18 protein-coding genes are annotated in these 24,610 nt (G+C 47.3%); 11 read left to right on the forward strand and 7 right to left on the reverse strand.

What is annotated here, in order from left to right; translation table 11 throughout:
• Positions 1-27: 27 nt before the first annotated feature.
• The 3 genes from DXC51_RS22690 to DXC51_RS22700 form a co-directional block, all read right to left on the reverse strand.
• On the reverse strand, positions 28-912 hold the full coding sequence (locus DXC51_RS22690; RefSeq protein WP_021640001.1) for a carbohydrate ABC transporter permease: 885 nt from the start codon (positions 910-912) through the stop codon (positions 28-30).
• A 17-nt stretch (positions 913-929) separates the two neighbouring features.
• Positions 930-1,847, reverse strand: a complete 918-nt coding sequence (locus DXC51_RS22695; RefSeq protein WP_021640000.1) for an ABC transporter permease — start codon at positions 1,845-1,847, stop codon at positions 930-932.
• 112 nt (positions 1,848-1,959) lie between these two features.
• Positions 1,960-3,501 carry an ABC transporter substrate-binding protein gene (locus tag DXC51_RS22700; protein WP_021639999.1) on the reverse strand — a complete coding sequence of 514 codons (1,542 nt, stop codon included), beginning with the start codon at positions 3,499-3,501 and terminating at the stop codon, positions 1,960-1,962.
• A 938-nt stretch (positions 3,502-4,439) separates the two neighbouring features.
• Here DXC51_RS22700 and recQ point away from each other — a divergent pair.
• The 4 genes from recQ (at position 4,440) to DXC51_RS22720 (ending at position 9,434) form a co-directional block, all read left to right on the forward strand.
• Positions 4,440-6,794, forward strand: a complete 2,355-nt coding sequence (gene recQ / locus DXC51_RS22705) for a DNA helicase RecQ (protein WP_021639995.1) — start codon at positions 4,440-4,442, stop codon at positions 6,792-6,794.
• A 44-nt stretch (positions 6,795-6,838) separates the two neighbouring features.
• Positions 6,839-7,522, forward strand: coding sequence for a hypothetical protein (locus tag DXC51_RS22710; RefSeq protein WP_147332396.1), 684 nt, complete (start codon positions 6,839-6,841; stop codon positions 7,520-7,522).
• Positions 7,523-7,762: 240 nt separating this feature from the next.
• Positions 7,763-7,972, forward strand: a complete 210-nt coding sequence (gene dmpI / locus DXC51_RS22715; protein ID WP_021639992.1) for a 4-oxalocrotonate tautomerase DmpI — start codon at positions 7,763-7,765, stop codon at positions 7,970-7,972.
• Positions 7,973-8,123: 151 nt separating this feature from the next.
• Complete coding sequence (locus DXC51_RS22720) at positions 8,124-9,434, forward strand: hypothetical protein (RefSeq protein WP_021639991.1); 1,311 nt, start codon at positions 8,124-8,126, stop codon at positions 9,432-9,434.
• A gap of 84 nt (positions 9,435-9,518) precedes the next feature.
• On the opposite strand, the gene DXC51_RS22725 is transcribed toward DXC51_RS22720, so the two are convergent.
• Positions 9,519-10,724 carry a uroporphyrinogen decarboxylase family protein gene (locus DXC51_RS22725; RefSeq protein WP_035324192.1) on the reverse strand — a complete coding sequence of 402 codons (1,206 nt, stop codon included), beginning with the start codon at positions 10,722-10,724 and terminating at the stop codon, positions 9,519-9,521.
• A gap of 148 nt (positions 10,725-10,872) precedes the next feature.
• On the opposite strand from DXC51_RS22725, the gene DXC51_RS22730 reads away from it, so the two are divergent.
• Positions 10,873-11,658 carry a helix-turn-helix domain-containing protein gene (locus DXC51_RS22730; RefSeq protein WP_021639989.1) on the forward strand — a complete coding sequence of 262 codons (786 nt, stop codon included), beginning with the start codon at positions 10,873-10,875 and terminating at the stop codon, positions 11,656-11,658.
• A 92-nt stretch (positions 11,659-11,750) separates the two neighbouring features.
• Complete coding sequence (locus tag DXC51_RS22735) at positions 11,751-12,065, forward strand: DUF6881 domain-containing protein (RefSeq protein ID WP_035324242.1); 315 nt, start codon at positions 11,751-11,753, stop codon at positions 12,063-12,065.
• 249 nt (positions 12,066-12,314) lie between these two features.
• Here the strand turns inward: DXC51_RS22735 and DXC51_RS22740 are convergent, their stop codons facing one another.
• Both DXC51_RS22740 and DXC51_RS22745 read right to left on the reverse strand, forming a co-directional pair.
• Positions 12,315-13,205, reverse strand: a complete 891-nt coding sequence (locus DXC51_RS22740) for an ROK family protein (RefSeq protein ID WP_021639986.1) — start codon at positions 13,203-13,205, stop codon at positions 12,315-12,317.
• A gap of 82 nt (positions 13,206-13,287) precedes the next feature.
• A complete protein-coding gene (locus DXC51_RS22745; protein ID WP_021639985.1) occupies positions 13,288-14,313 on the reverse strand; it encodes a MerR family transcriptional regulator in 1,026 nt (341 codons plus the stop codon).
• Between the two features lie 287 nt (positions 14,314-14,600).
• Between DXC51_RS22745 and baiCD the strand changes: the two genes are divergently transcribed.
• Positions 14,601-18,074 carry a bile acid Fe-S flavoenzyme BaiCD gene (baiCD, locus tag DXC51_RS22750; protein ID WP_021639983.1) on the forward strand — a complete coding sequence of 1,158 codons (3,474 nt, stop codon included), beginning with the start codon at positions 14,601-14,603 and terminating at the stop codon, positions 18,072-18,074.
• A 256-nt stretch (positions 18,075-18,330) separates the two neighbouring features.
• Here baiCD and DXC51_RS22755 read toward each other — a convergent pair whose 3' ends face one another.
• Positions 18,331-18,942, reverse strand: a complete 612-nt coding sequence (locus DXC51_RS22755; RefSeq protein WP_035324190.1) for a methyltransferase domain-containing protein — start codon at positions 18,940-18,942, stop codon at positions 18,331-18,333.
• A 232-nt stretch (positions 18,943-19,174) separates the two neighbouring features.
• Here DXC51_RS22755 and rpiA point away from each other — a divergent pair, with 232 nt between their 5' ends.
• From rpiA to DXC51_RS22775, 4 genes are all read left to right on the forward strand, one after another.
• Positions 19,175-19,954 (forward strand): ribose-5-phosphate isomerase RpiA, encoded by a 780-nt coding sequence (rpiA, locus tag DXC51_RS22760; RefSeq protein ID WP_021639979.1) that lies wholly within the window; start codon positions 19,175-19,177, stop codon positions 19,952-19,954.
• 73 nt (positions 19,955-20,027) lie between these two features.
• A complete protein-coding gene (locus DXC51_RS22765) occupies positions 20,028-21,401 on the forward strand; it encodes an effector binding domain-containing protein (protein WP_035324235.1) in 1,374 nt (457 codons plus the stop codon).
• Positions 21,402-21,683: 282 nt separating this feature from the next.
• A complete protein-coding gene (locus DXC51_RS22770; RefSeq protein ID WP_021639976.1) occupies positions 21,684-23,330 on the forward strand; it encodes a sensor histidine kinase in 1,647 nt (548 codons plus the stop codon).
• Positions 23,327-24,607 carry a response regulator transcription factor gene (locus DXC51_RS22775; protein WP_021639975.1) on the forward strand — a complete coding sequence of 427 codons (1,281 nt, stop codon included), beginning with the start codon at positions 23,327-23,329 and terminating at the stop codon, positions 24,605-24,607. Before DXC51_RS22770 ends, DXC51_RS22775 begins: the two co-directional genes overlap by 4 nt.
• Positions 24,608-24,610: the final 3 nt, after the last annotated feature.

Below are 24,610 nucleotides of genomic sequence, written 5' to 3' on the forward strand. Positions count from 1 at the left end.
AGGGCACTGGAGAATTAAGTCTTTTGCTTAACCCTTTACAGCGCCGATGGCAATACCTTTTACAAAATATTTTTGCATGAAAGGATATATAACCATAACCGGCAGAATGCCCATTACGGTCAGAGCCATGCGGACTGAGGTGGAAGGCAGATCAGCGGTGTTGATATTGCCTCCGGCCTGCGCCTGTTGCCGCAGGGAGTCGAGATCCCTCTGGATATTCATCAGCAGTACCTGGATACTGAACATACGATCGTCGTTCAGATAGTACAGACCGTTCATCCAGTCGTTCCAGTAGGCCAGGCCAACAAGCAGGCCGATGGTGGCGATGATGGGCAGGGCCATGGGCAGTACGATGCCGAAAAGTATCTTAAATTCGCTGGCGCCGTCAACCCGGGCCGCCTCAATGACCGCATCCGGAATATTAGCGGTGAAATAGGTACGCATCATAATAACGTTGAAAGCGCTCATCAGCAGGTTGGGGATAAGCAGGGCGAATACGGTGTTGCGGATATGGAAGGTTTGGGTCCACATAAGGTATGAGGGAACCAGACCACCGGAAAAAAGCATGGTGAAGAATAAATAAAAGGCGAATATGTTCCTGCCCGGCAGTTCCTTCCGTGAAAGCGGATAGGCATACAGTGTGGTGAACAGCAGGTTGCACACCGTACCGATTGCAGTCACCAGAAAGGAAATTGCATAACCGCGGAATACTGCGGCAGATTTCGTAAACAGATATTCATATGCATAGGTACTGAACTTCTCAGGAAAGAAGCTGTAGCCGTTTGTGATCAGAGTCTGTTCTTCAGTGATGGAGGACATAATCAGCAGTATGAAAGGTGCAATTGCACAAATAATAAGAAAGCTCAACAGGATATGAGCAAAAATCTGGAATCCTTTTCCCTTGTCTACCATAATATGCTGCCTCCTTCTTAAAACAGGGAACTCTCATTGTCCACCTTGCGGACAATAAAGTTAGCGGTTACTACCAGAATGAATCCTACAACAGACTGATATACGCCTGCTGCGGAGGACATGCCGATGTTGTTGGTCTGCATCAGGCCGCGGTACACATAGGTATCGATGGTCTGGGTCACGCTGATCAGGGGACCGGAGTTCTGGGGAACCTGATAGAACAGACCGAAATCAGACCGGAAGATACCGCCCAGGGCCATCAGGGTCAAAATGATAATTGTAGATTTCAGGCCGGGCAGTGTTACATTTTTGATTTGCTGCCAACGGCTGGCACCATCTACCACGGCCGCCTCATACAAAGTGTGGTCAATACCGCAGATGGTGGCATAATACAGTATCATGTTGTAGCCCAGGCCTTTCCAGATGTTGATGACAACCAGGATGACAGGCCAGTATTTAGGGCTGTTGTACCAGTCGATAGGTTTTGCGCCGAAAGCAGCCAGAAGCGAGTTGTTGATATAACCATTGCTGCTGCTCAGGAAAGCAAATGCCAGATAGCTGACGATAACCATGGAAATCAGGTAGGGAATGAGGATTACGGTCTGGTACAGCTGTTTGGCCTTTTTGCTGTGGACTTCGTTAAGGATAATGGCCACTGCAACAGCCAATATGGTGCCCAGCCCGATAAATACCAGGTTATAGAGCAGGGTATTCCGGATCATGACGAAGGCATCTTTTGTGCGGAAAAGGAATTCAAAGTTTTTAAAACCGCACCACGGACTGCCATAGATGCCGTCTCTGGCGTTATACTGTCGGAACGCGATCTGAATGCCAAACATGGGTATGTAGCAATTGATAAACAGATAGATGACGCCAGGCACGAACATCAAATAAAGGGGCCAGAATCGTTTCAGCTTTTTTCTGACATTCTTCATATTTTAGTCCTCCCTATGATTTGATAATGTGTAAAGAAGAGGCGGGTTGGGGAGCAACCCATACCCGCCTTCCTTTTTTGCATGCTTATGTTTATATCAGGGTTTCCGGAGTTTATTTCTTACCTGCCAGAAACTCATCCAGCTGACGCTGTTTCTCTGCAATGATTTCATTGATGCCGGCGCTTTCCAGTTCAGCAATGAACTTGGGAAGGTTTTCATTCGGGTCCATAGCGCCCCAGCGAAGTGCTGTGTGGTATGCGGATACAACGTTGTTGCAGGCGGTAACCTGGTTCAATACCGGGTTGCTGTCCCAGGAGAAGCCATGGGCAGGGCTGGCAACACCGCTTTCATTGAACTTATTCAGCTCATCCCACAGGTCAGCCTGAGCACCTTTCCAGAGAGGAGTAATCTGCTGGTTAGGCCAAGCCCAGTCAACGGAGGAATAACCGCTGGCATTAGGATCCACGCCTTCGGGAGTGGTAATAAAGGTTTTGGAATCATCTGTGTATACCCAATGCTTGCCTTCGATACCATTGATAAACAGGTTGGAAACCTCAGGATCGGTATACATCAGGTTCCACAGCTCCATAGCCTTTTCAGGATGGGGTGAGCTGTAAGGAATGATGAAGGAGTTGCCGTTGGATACGTCGGTATATTTGTAAGGCTCAACCACTTTCATGAATACCACTTCTTTGCCTGTGGACTTGTAGTTTTCCAGTTCCTTGCCGGGCTTCCAGTTTTCAAACATTGCAAAACCGTTGCCGGAGAGCAGGTTGTTTTCAGTGGTTGTGGTAGCATCAGGCATGATCAGGCCTTCCTGATTCCATTTGTACATCATTTCACAGAATTTGCGATAGCTTTCAGTCGCATAATAGTTCACAACCTCTGTGGTGTCGTTGTAAACATTTTCCAGAATGCCCAGGTTATCGCCCAGAGGATCAGTAGGCAGAGTTTCCTGCATACCGCCGCCGGCCCATGTGGGAACGAGAGGATACATGTCGGGATATGCTTCATGAACCTGAGTCAGGATTTTGTACATATCATCGTAAGTACCCATTTCAGGAACTTCAATTCCCAGTTCGTCCACGATATCCTTGCGCATGGAGAAACCAGCGGAACGGGAAGTGTCCTTCATGTCGGGAAGTGCATACAGTGTACCGCCGAAACAGCAGGCATCCAAGTCAACAGGATTGATAACTTCAAGAGCGCCCTGTCCGTATTTTTCAACCAGATCGTCCAGAGCTGTAGCATAGTTGTTACGTACAATAGCAGCCAGCTGGCCGTTAACGTTATTATAGTTCAGCATATCGATGGGTTCACCGGAAGTAAGAGCCAGATTGATCTGTTCTGCGTCCTGACCGCGGACAAGCTCGATTTCAACACCGATTTTCTCGCGGGTAATCTCGCTGATAGCGGCGGCAACCTCGTTGCAGTCTTCGGTATCGGCACTGCCGACGCCCCATACCACCAGCTTTACAATCTCGCCGTTATTCTCACTGCCGCCGGTATTTTCGGCACTTGCGCCTTCATTGGAAGCGCCTGCATTGTCTGAATTTCCTGTACTGCCTGTACTGGTGCTGCCGCATGCGGCAAGGCTGGCTGCCATTACGCCGGCCAGCAATAAAGCTGCACCCTGTCTCCAAAATTTAATCATGTTATTTCGCTCCTTACTTGGTTAGTAGTAGTTATTAAAGCCCCTCTCCAAGGGCTGGGTCATGATGTAAGGGCCGCCGCAGCCTGCATGTCCTGCCTGCCCATTGTCCGCGAAACGGAAAACAGTGCAAAAAGGTTCTGGCTACAGTCCCCTGCATTGTAGATAATTGCCTTTCTTATCCGACAGCTAATGGATAGGGAAGGTGTGTGTCTGCCCTGACGGGTTAACCACTGTCAAAATGCGCAGGCGGTTCAAAGCCTGACTTAAATCTCTGCTTTTTCATACTCTTTTTCATCCCTCCTTTTTCAGACTGTCTGAAAACCTCCTTTTGGGTATAAAACCCGCTTCCGTTATTTTCCTGAGTACAATTTATGTTCTCCGTAAAACACCCTCCGGGAAGCTTTTTCCCCTGAAGCAGCCGGTTATCCGGCTGTTTTGTTTTCGGACAATCCTCTTTCTTGATTAATATTATATTTATCGTTAAACTAAATCTTTTTATTATATTGCCATTACTTTATAAACTTTGTCAATATAAATCACAATAAAAAACATAAATTTAGTAATTATATACAATTTTATTTATGTAAATTGGTAATTAATTCCAGTTATATCGTTAAACTTACAAACAGAAGTTAAAAAGCCTCAGAAAGCAAAATCGTGTATGCAGCGGCAGGATTTTTTGGGAAAAAGATTTTCCGTAAAGAAAGGCGGATGGAAAAAAACGTGGTAAACGGCGCATTTTGATTGCATAACCGGACATATCTGTGATAGGATGAAAGCATCGAATTTCTGTTGAGGCCGTAAGCGCCTTGTCATGTGTGTATTGTGTGAGTCTTGAAGAGAGATCTCCCTGAATTTCCGAAAATAACGGAAAAGAACAGACGGAAAAAAAGGAAGAGGCGGCCGGATACGGCGGGCTTTTTATTTGGAGGAACGAAATGGATAAATATCAGATATTGAAGCAGTATTTTGGATATGACAGCTTCAGGGACGGACAGGAGCTGCTGATAGACGGTATTTTGCAGGAACGAGATGTCCTTGGAATTATGCCTACCGGAGCGGGAAAGTCTCTCTGCTATCAGGTGCCTGCTTTAATGCTGCCCGGAATTACGCTGGTGGTATCGCCCCTGATATCCCTGATGAAGGATCAGGTAGGGGCCCTGAACAGCGTGGGAATCCATGCGGCTTTCCTGAACAGCTCACTTACATATGGTCAGTACAGGAAGGCATTGGAATACGCGAAGGCTGGACGATATCCCATCATTTATGTGGCGCCGGAGCGGCTGGTGACGGAGGAATTCCTGGATTTTGCCAGAACTGCCCAAATTTCCATGGTTGCCGTGGATGAGGCGCACTGTGTCTCCCAATGGGGACAGGATTTCCGTCCCAGCTATCTGAAAATTTCAGAGTTTATCGGAATGCTGCCTGAGCGGCCGGTGGTCGGCGCTTTTACGGCTACGGCTACCAAAGAGGTCAGGGATGATATCATAGATATTCTTATGCTCCGTACCCCGGAGGTGCTGACGACCGGCTTTGACCGGCCGAATCTCTATTTTGCCGTGCAGACTCCCAAAGATAAATATGCCACAATGAAAAATTATCTGGAGCTTCACAGGGAAGAAAGCGGGATTATTTACTGCCTGACCAGAAAAGTGGTGGAGGAGGTCTGCGAGCGGCTGCGGGGGGACGGTTTTCCGGTTACCCGTTACCATGCGGGACTCAGTGACGGTGAAAGGAGACAGAACCAGGACGATTTTATTTATGACAGATATCCGGTTATGGTGGCTACCAATGCCTTTGGAATGGGCATTGATAAATCCAATGTGCGGTATGTAATACACTATAATATGCCTAAGAATATGGAGTCGTATTACCAGGAGGCCGGCCGCGCGGGCAGAGACGGGGAGCCGGCGGAATGTATCCTCCTCTACGGCGGCCAGGATGTGGTGACGAATCAGTTTTTTATCGATAATAACCAGGATAATCAGGAGATGGATCCGCTGACAAAGGAGCTTGTGATGGAGAGGGACAGGGACCGGCTCCGGAAGATGACTTATTATTGTTTTACCAATGAGTGCCTGAGAGATTATATTCTGCGGTATTTCGGAGAATATGGCTCCAATTACTGCGGGAACTGCTCCAATTGCTTAAGCCAGTTTGAAGAAGTGGACGTGACGGAGATTGCCAGAGTCCTGCTGGGCTGCGTGCTTGCCTGCCGCCAGCGGTATGGGACGAATGTGATTATAGACACGGTGCATGGTGCAAACACGGCGAAAATCAGGCAGTACCGGATGGATGAAAACCCGCATTACGGGGAGCTGTCCAAAGTGCCTGCCTATAAGCTGCGTCAGGTGATGAATTATCTGATGCTGAATGAGTATCTGGCCGTCACCAACGATGAATACGCCATCGTGAAGCTTACCGGGAAGTCAAAGCTTATCCTGGAAGAGGATGAGACGGTGATGATGAAAATGGCGAAGGAGCAGGAGCATCCTGCGAAGGCTGCCGGTGAAAAGAAGGGCAAAAAGAGCAGGGGCGCCGTCGCCTTCGATCTGGATGAGGAGGATGAGAGGCTGTTTGAAGTCCTGCGCGGACTGCGCGGGGAAATCGCACGAAAGGAAGGCGTGCCGCCTTATATAGTTTTTTCGGATAAGTCGCTGGTGCATATGTGCGTGATACGGCCTGTGGATAAGAATGAGATGCTGTCAGTATCAGGCGTTGGTGAGTTCAAGTTTGAAAAATACGGAGAGCAGTTCCTGCAGTGTATTGCCCGGTTCAACCGGGAGAACGGCAAGACGGATGAACCGGACAGCTTGGGCGCTGTGGATTTTTCCAGCCTGGATTATGATGTGGTGCAGGATTATGAAGGGGTGCCGGAGCTGGAAGCGGATGCGGGAAAAGAGGAACTGCCGGCCGGTACGAAAAGCGGGAAAAAGACGAAGGAAGAGTTTGTGATGACGGAGGAAATCGCGTCGCAGATACACTATGCCCCGCGGATGTCCTTAAGTGATCTTGTGGGTCAGATGAATGATTTACGGGATGAGAGCGCGACGAAACGTCTGACCATAAAGGCGGTGGAGCAGATGCTGCTGGAAGAAGGGCTTTTTGAACTGAAATTCGTCAATCGGATGCCGCTGCGGAAGATAACGGAATATGGGAAGGATTTTGGGATAGAAGCCGAGGTACGGGTCAGTTCCAAAGGGAATGAATATGAGGTGTTTTATTATACGCAGGAGGCGCAGAGAGGGATTGTGGAGCTGCTGCTGACTGCGGAGGATGGAACAAGGGGTTGAAGCAGGATAAGAGTTTAAATATAATTGTACAGGGGGAATTCAAAATGAAGCCTGAAATGATAAATGGTATTATTGTGCCGTATAATTTATCAACCAAACAGCTTATTGACAGACTGCACGCTGCAGCAGATATGTCCTGCTTTTCTGTTTGCTGCACAGCTCTTTCGTATAAAGACGATGAAGAAGCGTATGAGGCCTTGCTTCCGTATTTATCTGACAATGATTATCATAAAAGGCTTTATGTATTCGGTGTGATATTTCGTATGCCTTACGCCATTAAGCTAAATGATAAATTGCAGGAAGCGTTGTTGACTGATGATATCCATTTTATTATAAGAGCATTAGAGGCGTACTCCAGCGGTAAGTTTTGTATTCACGATGAAATTATACGCGCGTGCTTTTTGAACAATCATGAGCAAATTGACGCATGTTATTATGCGTGTTTACAGCAGCTTTCCCCTACACAAGAAAATCTTGAATTTTTTAAATTGCTTTTTAATATATCAAATAACATCAGTCACCGTATTGCACTTGCTGAAGTAATTACCGAGAGAGCGACCCAAAAAACATTTTATGAATTATTGGATTTATTTCTTGATGACAGCGCAGAAAAAATACGTTATCAAGCAGCTAAGCTGGCAATTAGATTCTGTGATACAGATGCATTAAAAAAACTTTCAAACGATACTGATGGTCACATTCGTAAGCTTATAAACAAAAGTCTATGAGCACATTGCCGGCTATAGAAAACAATGTAAAGTTGTGTAGAGGAATAGAGGATAGGGAACAAATATTTTTCCATTATACAGACCGGCTACAGATATGCTAACAGGACTTTGGCGTGGGGACAAAGACATTTTAGATGAGGCGGTTCCAAAAGCAAATAAATTTGCAACATTATTTGTGAAATATCCTGAGCCAACCATAAACCATGTTTTAACCAATCCCAATTTATAAGGAGGAGTAAAATGCCATATATAACAATTGAAAGCGGAGCTTTATCAGATGAACAAAAAGAAAATCTGATTAAGCGTTTAACAGAAGTTTCATCTGAAATAATGAATGTACCGCAGGAATTTTTCTCTGTTACCATTAAAGAATTACCAGATAAAAATTTTGGTATTGGTGGAAAAACAATAGACAAAGTAAAGTCCGAGTATATGGAAAAACATAAATAAATTCCAGCTGGCTGCGCGGCAAATGACGGGGAACCGCCTGCATGAATTCTTCTGTACAGCGGACCGGATATCTGGCCGTCACCAAGGAGGAATATGCCATCGTGAAGCTTACCGGGAAGTCAAAGCTTATCATGGAGGATAGGATGGTGTTATGGAAATGGCGAAGGAGAGGGATATTATGCTGTTTCAAAAAGAAAAGATAGAGGTAATTGCAGGACGCAGGGGGTGTTTGGCGGCATTTCCCTCGGAGCATCTGCTTCTTGCTGTGCGGGGCAGCTGTGGGAGGTTAAGCATGGACTGGTTTGAACCGGAAAAAGAAGCCAGAGGATGCGAAGCGGACTATCGCTCTATCCTGTATCTGGGCGAAACCCCGCTGCTCAGGATACAGGCCAACGGCTCCCCTACCTGTGAGAGTATGCTGGCGGCAGGGTATGGGATACCGGAGGGCTGCAGGGAAATTCGTTCGGTCCGGGCTGCATTGGATAAGCCATATGCCGGACTTGCGGATGCGCTGGAGCGGGTGAGGCCGGTCCTTGGCCTGCTCCAGCCGGGAATTTATGTATTGTCTTATTCGGATTACTATCCAACCGATGGTGACGGGCATTTCTTCTGGGATGTACCGGAGTCATTGACGTCATTCAAAGCGACGTCGGAGTACTATGATTCAGATAAGCATCGTGTGCTTCCCTGTTTCCCCTGCTATCTCTATCCTGCGCAGAGCGCACAAAAGTACGATCCTCAACAGGCGGAGAACTATCGGCGGCGCCTCAGGGCAGGGGAGGCGCTTCCTCCTGTTTTGGCCTATTCGCTCTGGGGATATATGAGTGTCCTTCTGGATGGGCACCACCGCGCCTGCGCCTGTGCACTGGAGGAAAAAACAGTGCCGGCCCTGACCATATCGCGTCCGGGGCGTATCTGGAGAGAGGGAATCCTGCATATTGTCTGGCCGGACGGGAGCGAGACGCCGGCGGCGGATATCATCACCCCTGCGCAGCAAAAACTCTTTGATTGCCCGTTGGGAAGGAAACGAAGGGGAACGCCTCCGCCGATCGCCTCCGGTGTCGGTCCGGTATGGGACATAGAGTATATAAAGGCAGCGCAGCGTTACCCCATGTATGCCGATGCGGGAGCGCTGGCGCTGTACCCGGGGGTGGAACTGAATGCGGAAGGGCTTCGATGTCTGGCGATGGATGATGATCATGAGGATCCGGACTCGGCGGCGCGGCTGCTGCGGTATGCCGCACGGCAGCCCGGAGCCGATGCAAAGGACCTTGCTATGGCGTTCATCGAGCCGGGATACCCGGATGTGCTGCGTCAGAGCGCTTTTGAGGTATTGGATCGGATGAAAGATGATCCGGAAATTGATGAACTGATGATTTCCGTATTGGTCAACTGTGAGCGGGAAGACGATCCTGTCTACCGGATCGCCAACGGGCATTGGGATTCATTGGACGGGGAATGAAATGCTTTGCCGTCCGCTTAAATTTTCCATCATTCAGATAATTGAGAGCGGCGGCCTCGCTTAATCTGGTAGTTCCTGCCGGTTCTAATAGTCCCGTGCATCACGATACGCATCCAGCATAGCCTTCAGATGATGCTCCGGCATATTCGCAGGCAGGTTATGGACTCCTGCAAAAATATAATTTCCACCGGCGCCCAGTATTTTAACATTTTTATAAACGTTTCTGTAGACATCCTCGTAAGAGGAGGATATATCAATAAGCTGTGCATCATAGCCGCCGCCCCAGAAAACCACATCCTTTCCAAAGCGTTGCTTAAGGGCTTCCGCCGACATACCTGCGGCGGAGGTCTGGACAGGGTTAACGATCTGAACGCCGCATTCGATGAGATCCCCTAAGATAGACGCGATGGATCCGCAGGAATGCAGATTTATTTTCATGTTGGTGATGCTGCGCCAGCCCTGGAAAAACTGTTTATAAAAAGGCTTATAAATATCCCTCCACAGTTCTTCGCCGATGGTAACGCCATTGTTGTCGCCAAAGTCATGTGCCACCGATAGGATATCCACGTATTTTCCTACGGCCTGTTCCAGCAGCTCAATCTGCTTTAAGCCTGCTTCCACGCATTTTGACAGCAGCGCCCGCATCACATCCGGTTCTTCCATCATTAAAACCATGGAACCGATCATACCGCCGGGAGCTACCTGCAGGTCGGTAATGCTTTCCCCAAGACAGAGAGACAGATCCGTTTCTTCATATAATTTTTTCGCGGCATTTTCCAGATTACGGAGTGTTTTTTCTTCAATTGTGTCCCTGGGATGGAATTGCTCCGGATCCGGCACTTCGATTTCAGCCATCAGGTCAACAGCCTCATTTTGATCAAAATAATAGGAGCCCTTCGGGCAGATTACTCCGCCGCAGCTGTCCCAGACCAGGTATCCATCGCTGTTTACACTAAAATAATCCTGCACCGGTATGGAGAAGGTTTTTCCCCAGAGCTTCTGTTCCTTCCATTGCCCGTCTGCGTCTCCCCGTAGATCACTTTTACACATATTAGGGGAGGCAAGCAGGATAAGGTCTCCGTCCATGGCACGGATTACGGGTTCTTCAAAAACGGCATTCATCATAAAGGTATCTACTCTGGCGGGCTTTTGCTCCACGCCCATAAGCTCCTGCAGATTGTCATAAGCTATTACGTGCAGTCCTGCTGTTTCGCAGCCGCCCAATCCATTCGGTACACGATCCGGAAGCTGGTGATTAAGGACAGCATGTACGCGTTCTCTTGAATTCATAGCATTTCCTCCCAATAATTCATGTTTTGTGTATAAGTCAATCATGCCAAACCATTCCTGTATATTCAATGACATAACCTATGAATTTGTTGACATATCCTACTGCGATTAATATAATGTGTAATAAATTCAGAAAGGAAAAAATATTATGCCGCTGTTATATGGAATTCGCCATGCCTGGCCGGAACAGGCCGGTTTCTGCCTGAACAGGAGAAAAGGATATCCGGGGTATTCCTTTGTACATTTTCTTACGAGTGTGGAAATTGTCATTGGTGGGGTAAGAACTGTGACGCCGAACCATACCTGCATCATTTATGCACCGGGCACTCCGCAGTATTTCATTGCGCGGCAGCCGCTGGTGCATGACTGGTTTCATTTTTCCGAAATGCCGGAGGGACTGCCGGAATGCCTGGACCTTCCGCTGGATACACTTCTTTACCCACGCCAGCCGGAATTGATAACGGCCATTGTGCAGGAGATGGAAAGCGAGTATTTTTCCCGGAAATCAGGAAGCAACCGGCTTATAATGCTGAAAATGACAGAATTATTTATAAAGCTTTCCCGTTCCCTGTCGGATGAGTATACTGCTGTTATTGATACCACCACCTCGGAGGGCTTACGCAGGCTTCGCAGCGAGGTGCTTCTTTCCCTGAATCATCCATGGACTGTGGCGGAGATGGCGGCCCGTATCCCCCTCAGCGAGTCCCGTTTTTATACGGTATACAAATCCTTTTATGGGACATCTCCCATGGAGGATCTCATCCGTGCAAGGATTGATTCGGCAAAAAATGCGCTTTTGTTTACGGACAGGACCATATCCTCCATCGCAGAGTCCCTGGGGTATAATAACCTGACCCATTTTATCCGCCAGTTCCGCAGCTTTACAGGGATGTCCCCATCCGGATACCGCAGAAATAGGGACAATAATTCATAGCCGGGTGAGTGCTGGTTTATGTTTGTGTGGATGGTATCGGTGAAATTGCCGGATATTTACTGTGCTTAGCTGATTCCGGGGAGGATGCGCATATGAAAGAAAATGTGGAATATATCAAGGTTTTTGCTGACTATGAATCGGACGATATGCCCGTTGTTTACCTTTATGAGGTTGATTTGGAGGATGAGCGGCTGGCGCTCAGGGCAATTGAGATTTTTGCGGACAGGAAAGTGAAATGTATAGAGGATTTCTATCGTGATGTTATTGAGATTCTTTCCATACCTTCTGTGGCAGAGCTGAATTCAGGAGAGTGGGGCGGGGGATTTTTTGCATTGGCCATTAGGGAAGAAGAATTTGAGGAGATATGGAATAGCGATAGTTATATGGGCAGATTATCTGCAGAGTAGCTTTTGGCATATTTGGATCACTTTCTGCGGTCTGCGCGCAGGGCAGGAGGTGGACTGATCTGGCCGAATAAAAATGTCTCACTCCGGGAACAGGGAGTGAGGCATTTTTAGAACGGCGGCGGGAAGCGCCTGTTTGTTTGGCTGGTTAGGCCGGTGGATGCAAAGAACTGCCTTTTGGCCGGCTTTGCCATAAGCCCTGACGTTTTCTTTTTTACACCACGGCAGCGCTGGCAAATTATCAAAGCAGCGTCACGTATCCATACCCGTTTCATAAAACGGTTTTACAGCGCCGAACAGGCCGGCATCATTGGCGAGCCTGGCGGGAACGATTTCGGCCAGATGCCGGTACTGGGGCGGAAGCTGGCGGTTTGTATGTTTTTCCAGGAGAGGAATAAGGATGTCGCTTTGCTTTGAAATGCCGCCGCCGATTACCACCCTGTCAGGGTCAAGCATCAGGATATTGTTCGCCAGGATACGGCCCAGCGTTTCGGTCCAGTCCTCCAACAGCCGGAGGCAGCAGGGATCATTGTCCCGGATGCGCTGGATAAAGGCAAAGCCGTCGAGCTGTTCTCCGGTAAGCTCCGAGGCCCTTCTGAGAATTCCCAGGGTGGAATAATTGATTTCCAGGTATTCTTCAGAGGAGGAATAATCACTGTAGCCGATTTCCCCGCTCTGAAAATGGCTGCCCGGATATGGCCTGCCATCCAGAATCAGGGCGCTGCCGATACCGGTTCCCAGGGTGATGCACAGCAGAACACGGCTGCCCTGGCCGCTGCCCAGCCAGTACTCCCCTAAAGCGGCGGCAGTACCGTCGTTCATAATAGATACCTTGAGAGACGGATTATGTTGCCGGAGGAATTCAGGGATATTCACGCCTTTAAGATAAGGCAGATTCTCAACGCCGCCCATACACAGTCCGTCCGATTGGATAAAGCCCGGACAGGACAGCCCTACATTTACGGCGCCGCAGGCAATAGCCTTATCGATAACAGGCAGCAGGTGCTGATAGAATTCATCCAGGTTTTTCAGGCCGGAGGTGGGAAAGAAATCTTTCCCGGTGAGCTTTCCGTCTGCCGTGACATAAGCATATTTGGCGGAGGTACCGCCGATGTCAATGGAAAGTGAAAGGTTTTTCTGCATAGTAATACTCCTCGTTTGTTTTTTATTTTAACAGAAGGAAAATAGTAACAGTTCAATTGCCGGACTGTTACGGTAAAATCCTTCAAAATAACAGCTTTTTAATGTCTTCTTTTTCCAGCAGGGCATAGGGGCTGAACGCAAATACTGTCATCCGTTCAAGCTCCCCTTTCCCATTCTGCTCCCAGTTAATGGGAAGAAGTTTCTCTGTGATTTCCTCATAAATCCGTGTCCCATGTTCTGTTGTCTGCAGCAGGTTCCAGATTAAGCCGCATAGAACACAGATATTATTATAAAAACGCTCATAATCACTGTTCAGTTCAAACATCATACTGCTCAGTTCGGAATATCCGATTGTCAGAAGCGGATAAATCAGCGGCGGATAGACGAGGTTCCATTTTTCCACAAGGGCGCTGTCCCGGAGAAAAGCATCAATTTGCTCCAGCATGCAGGCTGCATGGGCAGGAAGGCTGTCATGCTTTAAGGACGCTATAATTTCAGCCTGCTGCGCTGTTTTTTCGCTGCTGTAGGTGAGCTGTTCCGGCGTAAGGGCAGAAATGATGTACTTCATACTGCGCAGGAAAGGCTGATAATCCTCAATTACCTTCCGGGAAATTTTGCTCCAGATGAATTCCTGGTATTCACTGCGGGTTCCGGAAAGATAGGGCGTCCATATAAAAAGAGGGATGATTCTCTTGTCCAGCTCCGTAAAATCATCGGCGGCAGCCTTCTTTTCCTCATAGGATTCCATGAGCCTCAGGCTGGCGGCAAGGGAATCGCAGTCGATGGGGGCAGGATCATTTTCAAAATAGCGGGCAAGGATATCCACATTCCGCCGCATGGTGTCAATCCGTTTCGTCAGAGTGTCGATTTGCCGGTAGAAATAGTAGGAAGCGGTTCCTGGGAAACGAAGGATGTGGCGGATATCGGAAACGGGAAAATCCAGCCTGCGCAGCCGTGAAATAATAATGAGATTACGCACGTCCTCGTTCGAAAAATCATGATAACCGTTTACCGGATCTTCTTTTGGCATGATCAGTTTCTGTGAGATATAGAATTGGATGGTTCTCCTGGATAATCCGGTTTTTTCAATCACTTCCTTAATTCTCATGGATACTCCTTCCTTTATCAAAAAAAGCTGCCGTCCGGTGCAAACGTTACCGTCCGCCCGGTGCAAAAGCCTTCACCACAGAATATTTCTCCCTGCACATGATCCGGCCCGCTACCGGAAAGTGTACACCAGGTGAACAGTTTTCGAAAGGCATATTGTGGATAAAAATACATTTCATGTGCATATCTTCTGTTAATTATAACAAAATCTGAATAAAAAAACACCATTGACTGTACAGATTATGAATAGTTTACAATATAAGATATAAGAAAAGGAGGACGGAACTTATGTATGAAAAATTATTTTCTCCCATCAGGATCAAAGGGATGGAGCTGAAAAACCGTGTTATCCTGCCCGCAATGGGTACCCGTATGAGCGATCATAAAATGGTGACGGATAAGCTGATCCGATATCATGTTGCCAGGGTGAAGGGCGGAAACGGACTGAATATGGTGGAGGTAGCCAGCGTGGAGCCGTTAAGCTCCCCCAAGCAGTTCCTTTCCATTGCAGAGGATAAGTATATTCCGGGGCTGAAGAAGCTGACGGATGCCATCCATGAAGCGGGGGGCAAGGCGGGGATCCAGCTTTGGCAGGGAAGCATTGCCGTAAGCTTTGATCCGGCCGCAGTGATGTATGTGGCCTCTGACATGCCGGTGTCGGCGGAGCTTACACTGCCCGGTATCAGCGTGGAACAGATCCATTACATAGCGGACTGCTTTGGCAAAGCGGCGGCAAGGGCTGCAGAAGCAGGCTTTGACTGCGTGGAGTTCCACTGCGCGCATAACTATCTGCCCCATTCCTTCCTGTCGGGCGGAATCAACCATCGGACGGACGAATACGGCGGATCCCTGGAAAACAGGGCGCGTTTCCCGCTGGAAGCTATCCGCGCCATCCGCAGTGCGGTCCCTGCAGACATGCCGGTTTTCATGAGAATAGATGCGCATGATGATTATCTTGAAAACGGGCTGACAATAGAAGAAGTGGCGCAGTTCTGTAAATGGGCAAAGGAAGCAGGCGTGGATGTCCTGGATATTTCCAGAGGAAATATAATAACGCCGGCTTTGAAATATGAGGTGCCTTCCCTTGATCTGCCCTGCGGCTTCAATATTGACAATGCGGCATATATCAGGAAAGAAACCGGCATGCTGACAGTTGGCGTCGGCAGAATCAATACGCCGGAGCTGGCGGAGCAGATTCTGGAAGAAGACAAGGTGGATATGGTGGTTGTCGGCCGGGGACAGCTGGCGGATCCTGAATTCTGCAACAAGGCAAAGGCAGGAAGAAGAGAGGACATCATAACCTGTGTAGGCTGTGATCAGGGCTGCTATGACGGTTTTTCCAATTTGGATATGCCTCACATCACCTGCCTGAGAAATCCGGCGGTAGGCCTGGAAGCGGAGATGGCGCCGGTTCCCTGTAAAGATCCGGAGAAGGTGCTTATCGCAGGCGGCGGAATTGCCGGAATGCAGGCGGCGCTTGTATTGAAGGAACGCGGCGCCAGGCCGGTGATTTATGAAAGCAGCGATCATCTTGGCGGACAGTTCCTGCTGGCAGGGGAAGCGCCCCGCAAACAGGAAATGAAGGCGGCCATGCTTTCCATGGCGTCGCAGGTGAAAAGAGCGGGGATTGAGGTGCATCTGAATACGCCGTTAACCCCTGAACTGATCGCAGAGGAAAAGCCGCATACCGTAATCTGCGCAATTGGTTCCTCGCCCATCAGCCTGAGAATTCCGGGCGCAGACGGGGAAAATGTGGTGAACTCCCATCAGGTGCTGGGCGGAAAGGTGAAGGTTTCCGGTGCCGCCGTGGTAATCGGCGGCGGTCTTGTGGGTATGGAAGCGGCGGAATATCTTGCGGAAAGCGGCTGCAAGGTTACCGTCCTGGAAATGCTGCCGGAGGTATGCGCTGATATCGGGCCTGTCCGTAAAATCTGTGTGATGGAAGAAATTGCAAAACGTGGAATTGTAACAGTCACAGATATCACGGTAAACCGGATTGAAAATGGATGCGTGTATGGAATCAGGGATGGAAAAGAAGAGTCTTACCCCTGTGATTATGCGGTGGTCGCGGTTGGTTCCAGAAGTAATGACGCTTCGGCGCTGGAGGAAATCTGCCGCAATGAAGGCATCGCTTTCGTGAAGGTAGGGGATGCGCTGCGTGCCCGCCGTGCGATGAATGCCACCTTTGAAGCGCAGGAAGCGGCTGTTAAATTCGATCAGCCTGAATACCGTGAGGTGATTTCAAAAGCGCCCAAAACCGTTTTTGTAACAGGCGGAACCGGGAAAATGGGGATTGAAACGGTGAAGCAGCTGCTTGCAAGAAAACCGAAATTTGTGGTCCGCATGCTGGCGCGTCCTTCCGCAAAGAATAAAGAGCTTGTGAAAAAAATTGCAGATCCTTATCTGGAAGTAGTCTGGGGAGACATGAAGGATTATGAGACAATTCTGAAATGTGTAACCGGCGCGGATTATGTGCTGCATATCGGCGCCATGGTATCTCCGGCGGCGGATAAATATCCGGAAGAAACGCTGTATACGAATATCGGCTCCACCCTGAATATTATTAAAGCCATTAAGGAACAGCCGGATCCGGACAAGGTGAAATTCGCCTATGTGGGTACGGTGGCCATGACTGGTGACAGGCCGGTGCCTGTGAACTGGGGACGCTGCGGAGATCCCATCAATCCTTCCGCCCATGATTATTATGCGATGTCAAAGGTATTTTCCGAGCTTTCCGTATTTGACAGCGGGCTGAAATACTGGGTTTCCATCCGCCAGACCGGACAATACCCGCCGGATCAGGGAGCGGGCGAGGAGCCGATCCAGCACCATCAGAATCCCAATAACGTGTTGGAATGGAGCACGGCGGTGGAATCCGGCATCTGCATGGCCAATCTCTGCGAGGACTGGGTTCCTGAGGAGTTCTGGAGGAAGGCCTATAATTTAAGCAGCGGCAAGGGCTGGCGTTTTGCCCATTGGGAGCTGATGAATTTCAGCTTCGGTCCTATGGGAATCCGTTACCAGGATGTATTTGACGTGACAAAATGTGCGCTTTACAATTTCCATGGCCACTATTATACGGATTCCGATTTACTGGATGATATTTTACATTTCAGGGTAATCCCGCCGGAAAGCTACCGGGCGGAGGCGACGGCGGAAATGGAAGCGATGATGAAAAATCCCATGATTGCCGCCATGATGCCCAATACCCGGTCCATGAAGGAAAACCTGGAAAAAATCAGCCATAAAGAAATGGGAACCTCCTGGATGCTGGAGAATAATCAGGAAGACTGGATTCATGCATTTTTCGGATCCAGAGAAAAACAGCAGCAGATTAAGAGTGTGGAGGAAGGATATGAATTTTACCATCCTTCCGAGGAGAAGCCGGTTTATATGGATCACGGCTATGATGAGAGCAAGGCGCTGGAAGAGCTGCAGGCTGAGGATATCAGGAAGGCTGCGCAGTTTAGGGGCTGTGAGCTGCTGGATGAAAATATTCCCGATATTTATACGCCTCTGCGGTTCAGATGTTCGGAAGGCCATGAATATAAAATGAGCGTCAACGCCATGCTGCGCGGCGGCCACTGGTGCCCGGAATGCCAGCGGAACACCTGGCACTATGCCGATATGGCCCGTAAGAGCCCGTTCTATGCCCAGGTGTGGACACCGGTGCATGGGATCGGGGATGATTACAGCATACCGATGCGTTTCTCCGCATTTGATATCTGGAATGAGCTGAAGGAGAAGCTTGGTCTGGAATAAGCGGATGTGAAATGGTGGTTTGAGGAACGGTTTCTTTAAGGATGGTTTGTAATACCATAAAGAGGTTGGGACAAATAAGAAGTAAGGCAGTACAAATGGTATTACAGAAATAAAGCCACAGAAATGAAGCTACAAAAATAAATCTGCAGAAATAATTCAGTGGAAATAAAGCTGCAGCAGAGAAGCCCCTTCCTGCCGTCTTTGGCGGGGAGGGGCTTTAAGTGATTTGAAGAAAAAGCTGAAAAGGACGGCGGCCTCACTTTATCCGGCGGGCGGTAATTTTGTTAGAGGCATGCAGATGCCTGGGAACATTGGGGTGCTCGTCTTCAAAAACATACGACCTGAAATCAATAATCTCCCAATCCTCATACAGCTTCCTGATTTCGTCGTCATCTGCCATACCGATAGAAAAAGGTGCAATATCAGGAGAGGGAGGCACCTGGTTCGTAAACAGCTGCATAATATGAAAGCCTCCGACTGCCGTGGCTTTTTTGGATTTCATAATAAAATTGTGCCAGTCATTCTTACTTACAAAATGTAAGGTTCCAAATGACATTATGAGACTGTATTCTTTTACAAAGGAAAAACTGCATAAATTGCCAGTCCATGCATTAATTTCTAAAGAGTGTGCCACTGCCAAACGGCGCAGCTTTTCAATTGCATTTACCGACAAATCGAAAGCATCAATATTCCTAAATCCCTGTTTAGCCAGATACAATGAATTTTTTCCGTCACCACAGCCAACGTCAAGGACTCTTCCCGATTTGTCCAGCAGGTTTTCGATTGCAGTAATGGACTGGTTTGGTTGATTGCCAAATGTAAAAACTGTATCGTCTTTATATGTTTCTTCCCAAAATGGTACTTCCAATTTCGGCCTCCTTATAAATATGACGAACAATATTATAGGGTTACACGGACCAGTTATGGTTTCAGTCTAACGAATGCCGTTATTTTTGTCAAACCGGAAATGTACGGCACAGGAAAGCGTAACAATTGCCCCCATCAACTGGCCCCCGGAATTTTGTATAAAACAGATTGACTTTTATAACTGCAATAATCATAATTACAGTATAGATAGATGAAAAACGGAACAATAGTAAATGAATAAAGTGACTCACAGAAAGGTGAAAAACAGTATGGACAGCAGAAATCATGTAGAAATCAAAGAAGAACTGAAGAAAGCAGCGGCACTGGCTTCGGTTAAATATATCCGCGACGGGATGACGCTCGGCCTGGGCACCGGCTCCACCGCATATTATCTCATACAGGAGGTTGGCGCTATGGTCCGCGCAGGAAGGACTCTGCAGGCGGCCGTAACCTCTGAAGCGACGGAAAAGCTTGCCGTTTCACTGGGGATTCCCATTATCCGTCCGGAAGCCGGGATTAAAGTGGATTTGGCGATAGACGGTGTAGATGAAATCGATGACAGCTTTTGTGCGGTAAAGGGAGGGGGAGGCGCGCTTCTCAGGGAAAAAGTCGTTGCCCGCAGAGCGGAGCAGGTGATCTGGATCATGGATGAAAGCAAACTGGTAAAACGCCTGGGCACATTCCCCTTTCCCGCAGAGGTCCTGCCCTTTGGTTCCGCCTGGGCGGCTGAGGCGGTCAAAGAGCTGGGAGGAACGTCGGTCTGCCGTCAGAGGGACGGAAGGCCGTTTGTAACAGATAACGGCAACTGGATACTGGACATCAGCTTCTCAGAAAATATTGATTTCCTGACAGCGGCGAAAGCGGTCCGCGGAATACCGGGTGTATTGGAAACCGGCCTGTTTGACAAATTCTGCGACCGGATAATCGTCGGTACAAAGGAAGGCGTCCGTGAACGCAGGAACCCATTTAAAACGTCCGGAAATTCTGAAATGCATGGAGCTAAAGCAGAATGAGAAAAAAAGTCGGGTAACCTGTCCGGGTGTCTGCTATACTGAAAACATCTTAAGATTGCAGGAGGGCAGGCCGGTGAACTACTATGAAAGGATACAGAAAGCAATAGATTTTCTGGAGGATAATCTGGAAAATGAAATCAGGGCGGAAGAGGCGGCGAAAGAAGCGTATATGTCGGTTTCGAATTTTTACCGCCTGTTTTTTGCCATTACGGGATTTCAGGCAAAGGAATACCTGATTATGCGCAGAATGTCCCTTGCGGCTTATGATATATGCCAGGGGATGAAGGTGCTGGATGCCGCCGTTAAATATGCATACACCAGCGCCGATGCATTTTCCAGAATCTTTAAAAAAGTCACCGGCTTCTCTCCAAGCGCCTGTTCCCGGGAAAGAGCGGACTACAAGTTTGAAAGGATAAATGTTATGGATAAATATTTTGAAATTCCCGACGAAGAAATGAATGAAAAGTACCCGGATATCAAAATTTTGAAAGAAATGCCACCCATGCGTGTTGCTTATTTCTGTTATTACGGAAAAAATCCGGAGGACGGTGCATTTGCAACTATGAGCCAGTGGGTTTTGCGGGAAAAACTGGACATACGCAGTGGAAATTACCGTATTTTCGGTTATAATGCGCCTGACTGCGACCCTTCGGCGGAAGAATACGGATATGAGGTATGCGTCACGATTCCGGAGGATATGGAAGTGACGGATGAAAAAATAAAAACAAAGCGGCTGAGCGGCGGTCTGTATGCGGTTATCACAATTGAGCGGACAAAAGAGGAGGAACTGGGAGAAGGCATCATGCGCGGCTGGAAGCGTTTCTCAAATTGGCTGGAGGGAAGCAAATATGTATATGGTGACGCCCAGTGGCTGGAAGAGCATCTTGGCTTTGATGACGCATTTGCGCATACGGGCGGCGTGGAATTATACATGCCAGTGCGGCTGAAAAAGGATATCCAGGCGGAGCTTACCAATGAAACTGAGGAATATGTGGAACCTTTTATGACCGCATCCTGCACGGCGACAGGTCCCGGAGCGGAAGCGCGGGCGAGAAAGAAGCTGGCCGCGTGGATGGCAGACAGAGGAATCCTGCCTGGCAGGGAAGAGAACAGGCTCTTCGCCTTTTATAGCTTTGAAAAGCTGGACAGCCCCGGCTTTTTTTACCGCCTGTATATACAGATTCCGTATGAAATGGAAATAAAAGACGGGGAAGGCGTGATAAAAGAGGAATTTCCCGGCGGGCTGTATCTGAAAAGGCTTGTAAAATATGCGCAGAACGGCCGTTCCTGGTTTGATTTCATAAAAAAGATGGAGAATAGTGATCGGTACGGCTTCGGTCCGCAGCCATTCATGGAGGAGTATCTTGTTGATACTGTGGAAATCTGCGGGGAAACTGAGGTTGTCCAGTATATGCCGGTGGTGAAAAAGGATGGGGAGCAGGCTTAGGACTGGCAGGGGGCGGGAAATAACCCCTACAGGAAAATTATGCCGAGATGCTTTTGCAGAAGATTTGCGTTCCATGTTTTTGCCGATGTTGTAACACCACTGTTTCAGCCTGGATTTCAGGCTGCTGCACCGTTGTATCAGCTCTGGAATTTTACCTTGTTGTATTGATTTCGATATATGTTATAATGTTGCTGTGCGCCACTGAACTGTAGTGGCGCATGGAAAGCCGGCTGCGGCTTTGGCACACGAACATAATAACAAATACAGGGAATCCGGTGCGGAATGAAAAAATTAAGGTTTATCCAATCAGGCTATTTTATATTACTCACATCTTTCTTTGTCGTATTTCTTTTTGCGGTTTTTAATATCTTTACCATCAGACATTTCAATCGTCGGATAGAAGAAATTTATAAAAATTCCCTCAATTATTCCAGTAATTACTGGGCGGATCAGTTTTATGTGGCAAATAAAGAACTGACTTCACTGATTAATAAAAACAACAGCACGGATTATAATCTGATCTGTGATTCCTCCGATTCGGATTTCATTGAAGAAAAAAGTTCGGATCTCCAGCGTGATCTGACCAACCTGTCTATTATCAATGAAAACCAGATTGTTTTTTTCGTCTTTATTCCGGACAAGAATATTATGCTTTCTTCAATTTCATATCTGGATTATTTTCAGGAGAAGGAAAATGATGAACTGAAAGAGTATATACTGAACGTTCAGGTCAATAATTCTGCTGACTGGAAGGATATCAAGCTGGGGGGAAAGGATTATTTCCTGCATCTGTATGAGCATAAAGGGGGATTCAGCGGCTGTTACATCAGTTGTGAAAATGTTCTTAATGATATTATGCCTCAGGATCAGGAAAGTAATGTCTATCTTTTGAATATGGACGGCTCTGTTTTTTATAAGGCTGATAAAATCGAGGAGTACAAAAACTGCTTTACTTTCTCACGTGCAATCAGAATGATTAACAAAAAAATCTGTGTGGAAATCCCTTATTTTAATTTTATAAACAGTGGTTCCTATCTTTTTATTATCATAATAATTGCGATAATAGCCTCTTTTTTTCTGATATGGATAGCGCTGTTTCACCAGGACAGATCCGTATTCAGGCCTCTTACAAAGCTGAAAAATGCAATGGAGGAATTCAGCGGCGGAAATACGGAGATCCGATTGCAGGATCACACAACAAACCGGGAGATTACCGTGCTGTACAGGACCTTTAATCATATGGCGGAGCAGATCATCAATCTGAAAATTGATGTGTATAAGACAAGCCTTGAAAAGGAAAAGATATTTAATCAGTTTCTGCGCGTACAGATACAGCCTCATTTTTATACCAATATTTTGAACCTGATTTATACGCTTGCCAGCATAAAGGATTATGTTACAATACAGGAACTTACTAAAAACATGGCGGAGTATTTCAGGTATCTGTTGTCTTTGAAGGAGGATTATGTATATCTGGAAGATGAACTCCAGTGCATCGTACGCTATGCACAGGTGCAGAAAATAAGGTATCAGGATAATTTTCAACTGAGAATTACCTGTAATGCTGATGCCGATGAGGAAAAAATACCGCCGCTTCTGATACAGACTTTCATTGAAAACAGTATCAAGCATAACATCATGCTGGTACAGGATTTGGAAATCTCTCTGCTGATAGAGGAAGAAGGCGGGATGCTGCATATAATTATTAAAGACAATGGACTGGGCTTCCCTGTTGAAATCCTGGACAGGCTGAATGATAATGAGAATATTGAAGAAGACGGAAGGCATATTGGCATCATTAATGTAAAAAACCGTATGCAGGTATTGTATGGCGGGCAGGCCGCTGTATCAATTCGGAATGAGGTGCAGGGGGCTGTGGTTATGATCCGCATTCCCCGGATGAATAAGGATGAAAATACGGAACTATGAATATATTAATTGTTGATGATGAAGTAATCGTAGTAAATCTTTTGAAAAAGCATATTGACTGGCAGGGGCTGGGAATTCATGAGGTTTTCACCGCCTATACGGCTATGGATGCCAGAAGGCTTGTTTCGGGCAACCAAATAGACATTATTATTTGTGATATTGAAATGCCGCAGGAAAATGGACTGATGCTTCTGGCATGGATAAGAGAAAATTTTCCTGATATTGTGAAGATTATACTTACCGGATATCCGGATTTTAAATATGCACAGGATGCTATAAATATTGGCGTTGTGAAATATTTATTAAAGCCGGTAAGCTTTGAGGAGCTGTCGGAAACCATAAGGCTTGCCGCAGAAGAAATCAATAAAAAAAGGAATGAAAGCCTTCAGGGGAATGCGGGACAGAATGTATATGATCCTAAAAGGGAAGAAAAGATTTTTTACACCAATTTGATTACCGGCGATATTCTGCCTTTTACGGAGTTTATTAATAAAGCGGCTGAGGTAGGAGGACTGGCAAGAGAATCCCTGGAGCCAAAGGGGCTGGTGTATATACGGCTGACAGGAACCCAGGTGCAGGTAAAAAATAACAGCATCCTGCTGTTTGCGTTGAGTAATATTGCAGAAGAGCTTTTTGCTGATATCACGGAGATACATCTTTGGGACAATATCTTCTGGATTATTAAAACTGATAATGACAGGAAGCAAATCCATGATATGTGTGAGCTGTTTATATCCAAGCTCAAAGGAAGGTTCCAGGGGGAGATATTTGCCTATTTTATCAGACGCGTCAGCCTGGAAACCCTATCCGAACGCTCCATGGATTTAAGGTATGCCGCCATGCAGTACCGGAATATGGGGCAGTTCATTTATGATGTGGATAAGCTGATTGATGCATCTATGGACAGGGAGCATTCTCCTGCAGTCCAGGGCGGTGACTGCCCCACATCGGCATGGGCGGTTGTTGAATCGGTTAAGAATTATATTCACGGGCATTATATGGAGGATTTAAGCAGGCAGGATATTGAGGCTGCCGTCCATTTGAATGGGGATTACCTGAACCGTATATTTAAAAAGGCCACGGGTTATTCCCTGGTACAGTACATTCAGTACTACAGGATTTTGGTTTCCAAACGTCTTTTGGCGGAAAAGACATGTACAATAACAGAAGCGGGAACAAAAGTTGGTTTTGATACCCCCTCTTATTTTACCAAGGTATTTAAAAAATGGACGGATATGACTCCGTACGAATACTATAATCGCTCGGAAGGCAGATAATAT

It is taken from the genome of Eisenbergiella massiliensis (genome assembly GCF_003435485.1).

What these genes read in the sequence shown, in the direction of transcription:
- baiCD (WP_021639983.1), top strand. Translation starts at nt 14,601, where the DNA reads ATGTATGAAAAATTATTTTCTCCCATCAGGATCAAAGGGATGGAGCTG.
- DXC51_RS22725 (WP_035324192.1), bottom strand. Translation starts at nt 10,724, where the DNA reads ATGAATTCAAGAGAACGCGTACATGCTGTCCTTAATCACCAGCTTCCG.
- DXC51_RS22770 (WP_021639976.1), top strand. Translation starts at nt 21,684, where the DNA reads ATGAAAAAATTAAGGTTTATCCAATCAGGCTATTTTATATTACTCACA.
- rpiA (WP_021639979.1), top strand. Translation starts at nt 19,175, where the DNA reads ATGAATAAAGTGACTCACAGAAAGGTGAAAAACAGTATGGACAGCAGA.
- DXC51_RS22700 (WP_021639999.1), bottom strand. Translation starts at nt 3,501, where the DNA reads ATGATTAAATTTTGGAGACAGGGTGCAGCTTTATTGCTGGCCGGCGTA.
- dmpI (WP_021639992.1), top strand. Translation starts at nt 7,763, where the DNA reads ATGCCATATATAACAATTGAAAGCGGAGCTTTATCAGATGAACAAAAA.
- recQ (WP_021639995.1), top strand. Translation starts at nt 4,440, where the DNA reads ATGGATAAATATCAGATATTGAAGCAGTATTTTGGATATGACAGCTTC.
- DXC51_RS22745 (WP_021639985.1), bottom strand. Translation starts at nt 14,313, where the DNA reads ATGAGAATTAAGGAAGTGATTGAAAAAACCGGATTATCCAGGAGAACC.
- DXC51_RS22730 (WP_021639989.1), top strand. Translation starts at nt 10,873, where the DNA reads ATGCCGCTGTTATATGGAATTCGCCATGCCTGGCCGGAACAGGCCGGT.
- DXC51_RS22695 (WP_021640000.1), bottom strand. Translation starts at nt 1,847, where the DNA reads ATGAAGAATGTCAGAAAAAAGCTGAAACGATTCTGGCCCCTTTATTTG.
- DXC51_RS22690 (WP_021640001.1), bottom strand. Translation starts at nt 912, where the DNA reads ATGGTAGACAAGGGAAAAGGATTCCAGATTTTTGCTCATATCCTGTTG.
- DXC51_RS22720 (WP_021639991.1), top strand. Translation starts at nt 8,124, where the DNA reads ATGGAAATGGCGAAGGAGAGGGATATTATGCTGTTTCAAAAAGAAAAG.
- DXC51_RS22710 (WP_147332396.1), top strand. Translation starts at nt 6,839, where the DNA reads ATGAAGCCTGAAATGATAAATGGTATTATTGTGCCGTATAATTTATCA.
- DXC51_RS22740 (WP_021639986.1), bottom strand. Translation starts at nt 13,205, where the DNA reads ATGCAGAAAAACCTTTCACTTTCCATTGACATCGGCGGTACCTCCGCC.
- DXC51_RS22735 (WP_035324242.1), top strand. Translation starts at nt 11,751, where the DNA reads ATGAAAGAAAATGTGGAATATATCAAGGTTTTTGCTGACTATGAATCG.
- DXC51_RS22775 (WP_021639975.1), top strand. Translation starts at nt 23,327, where the DNA reads ATGAATATATTAATTGTTGATGATGAAGTAATCGTAGTAAATCTTTTG.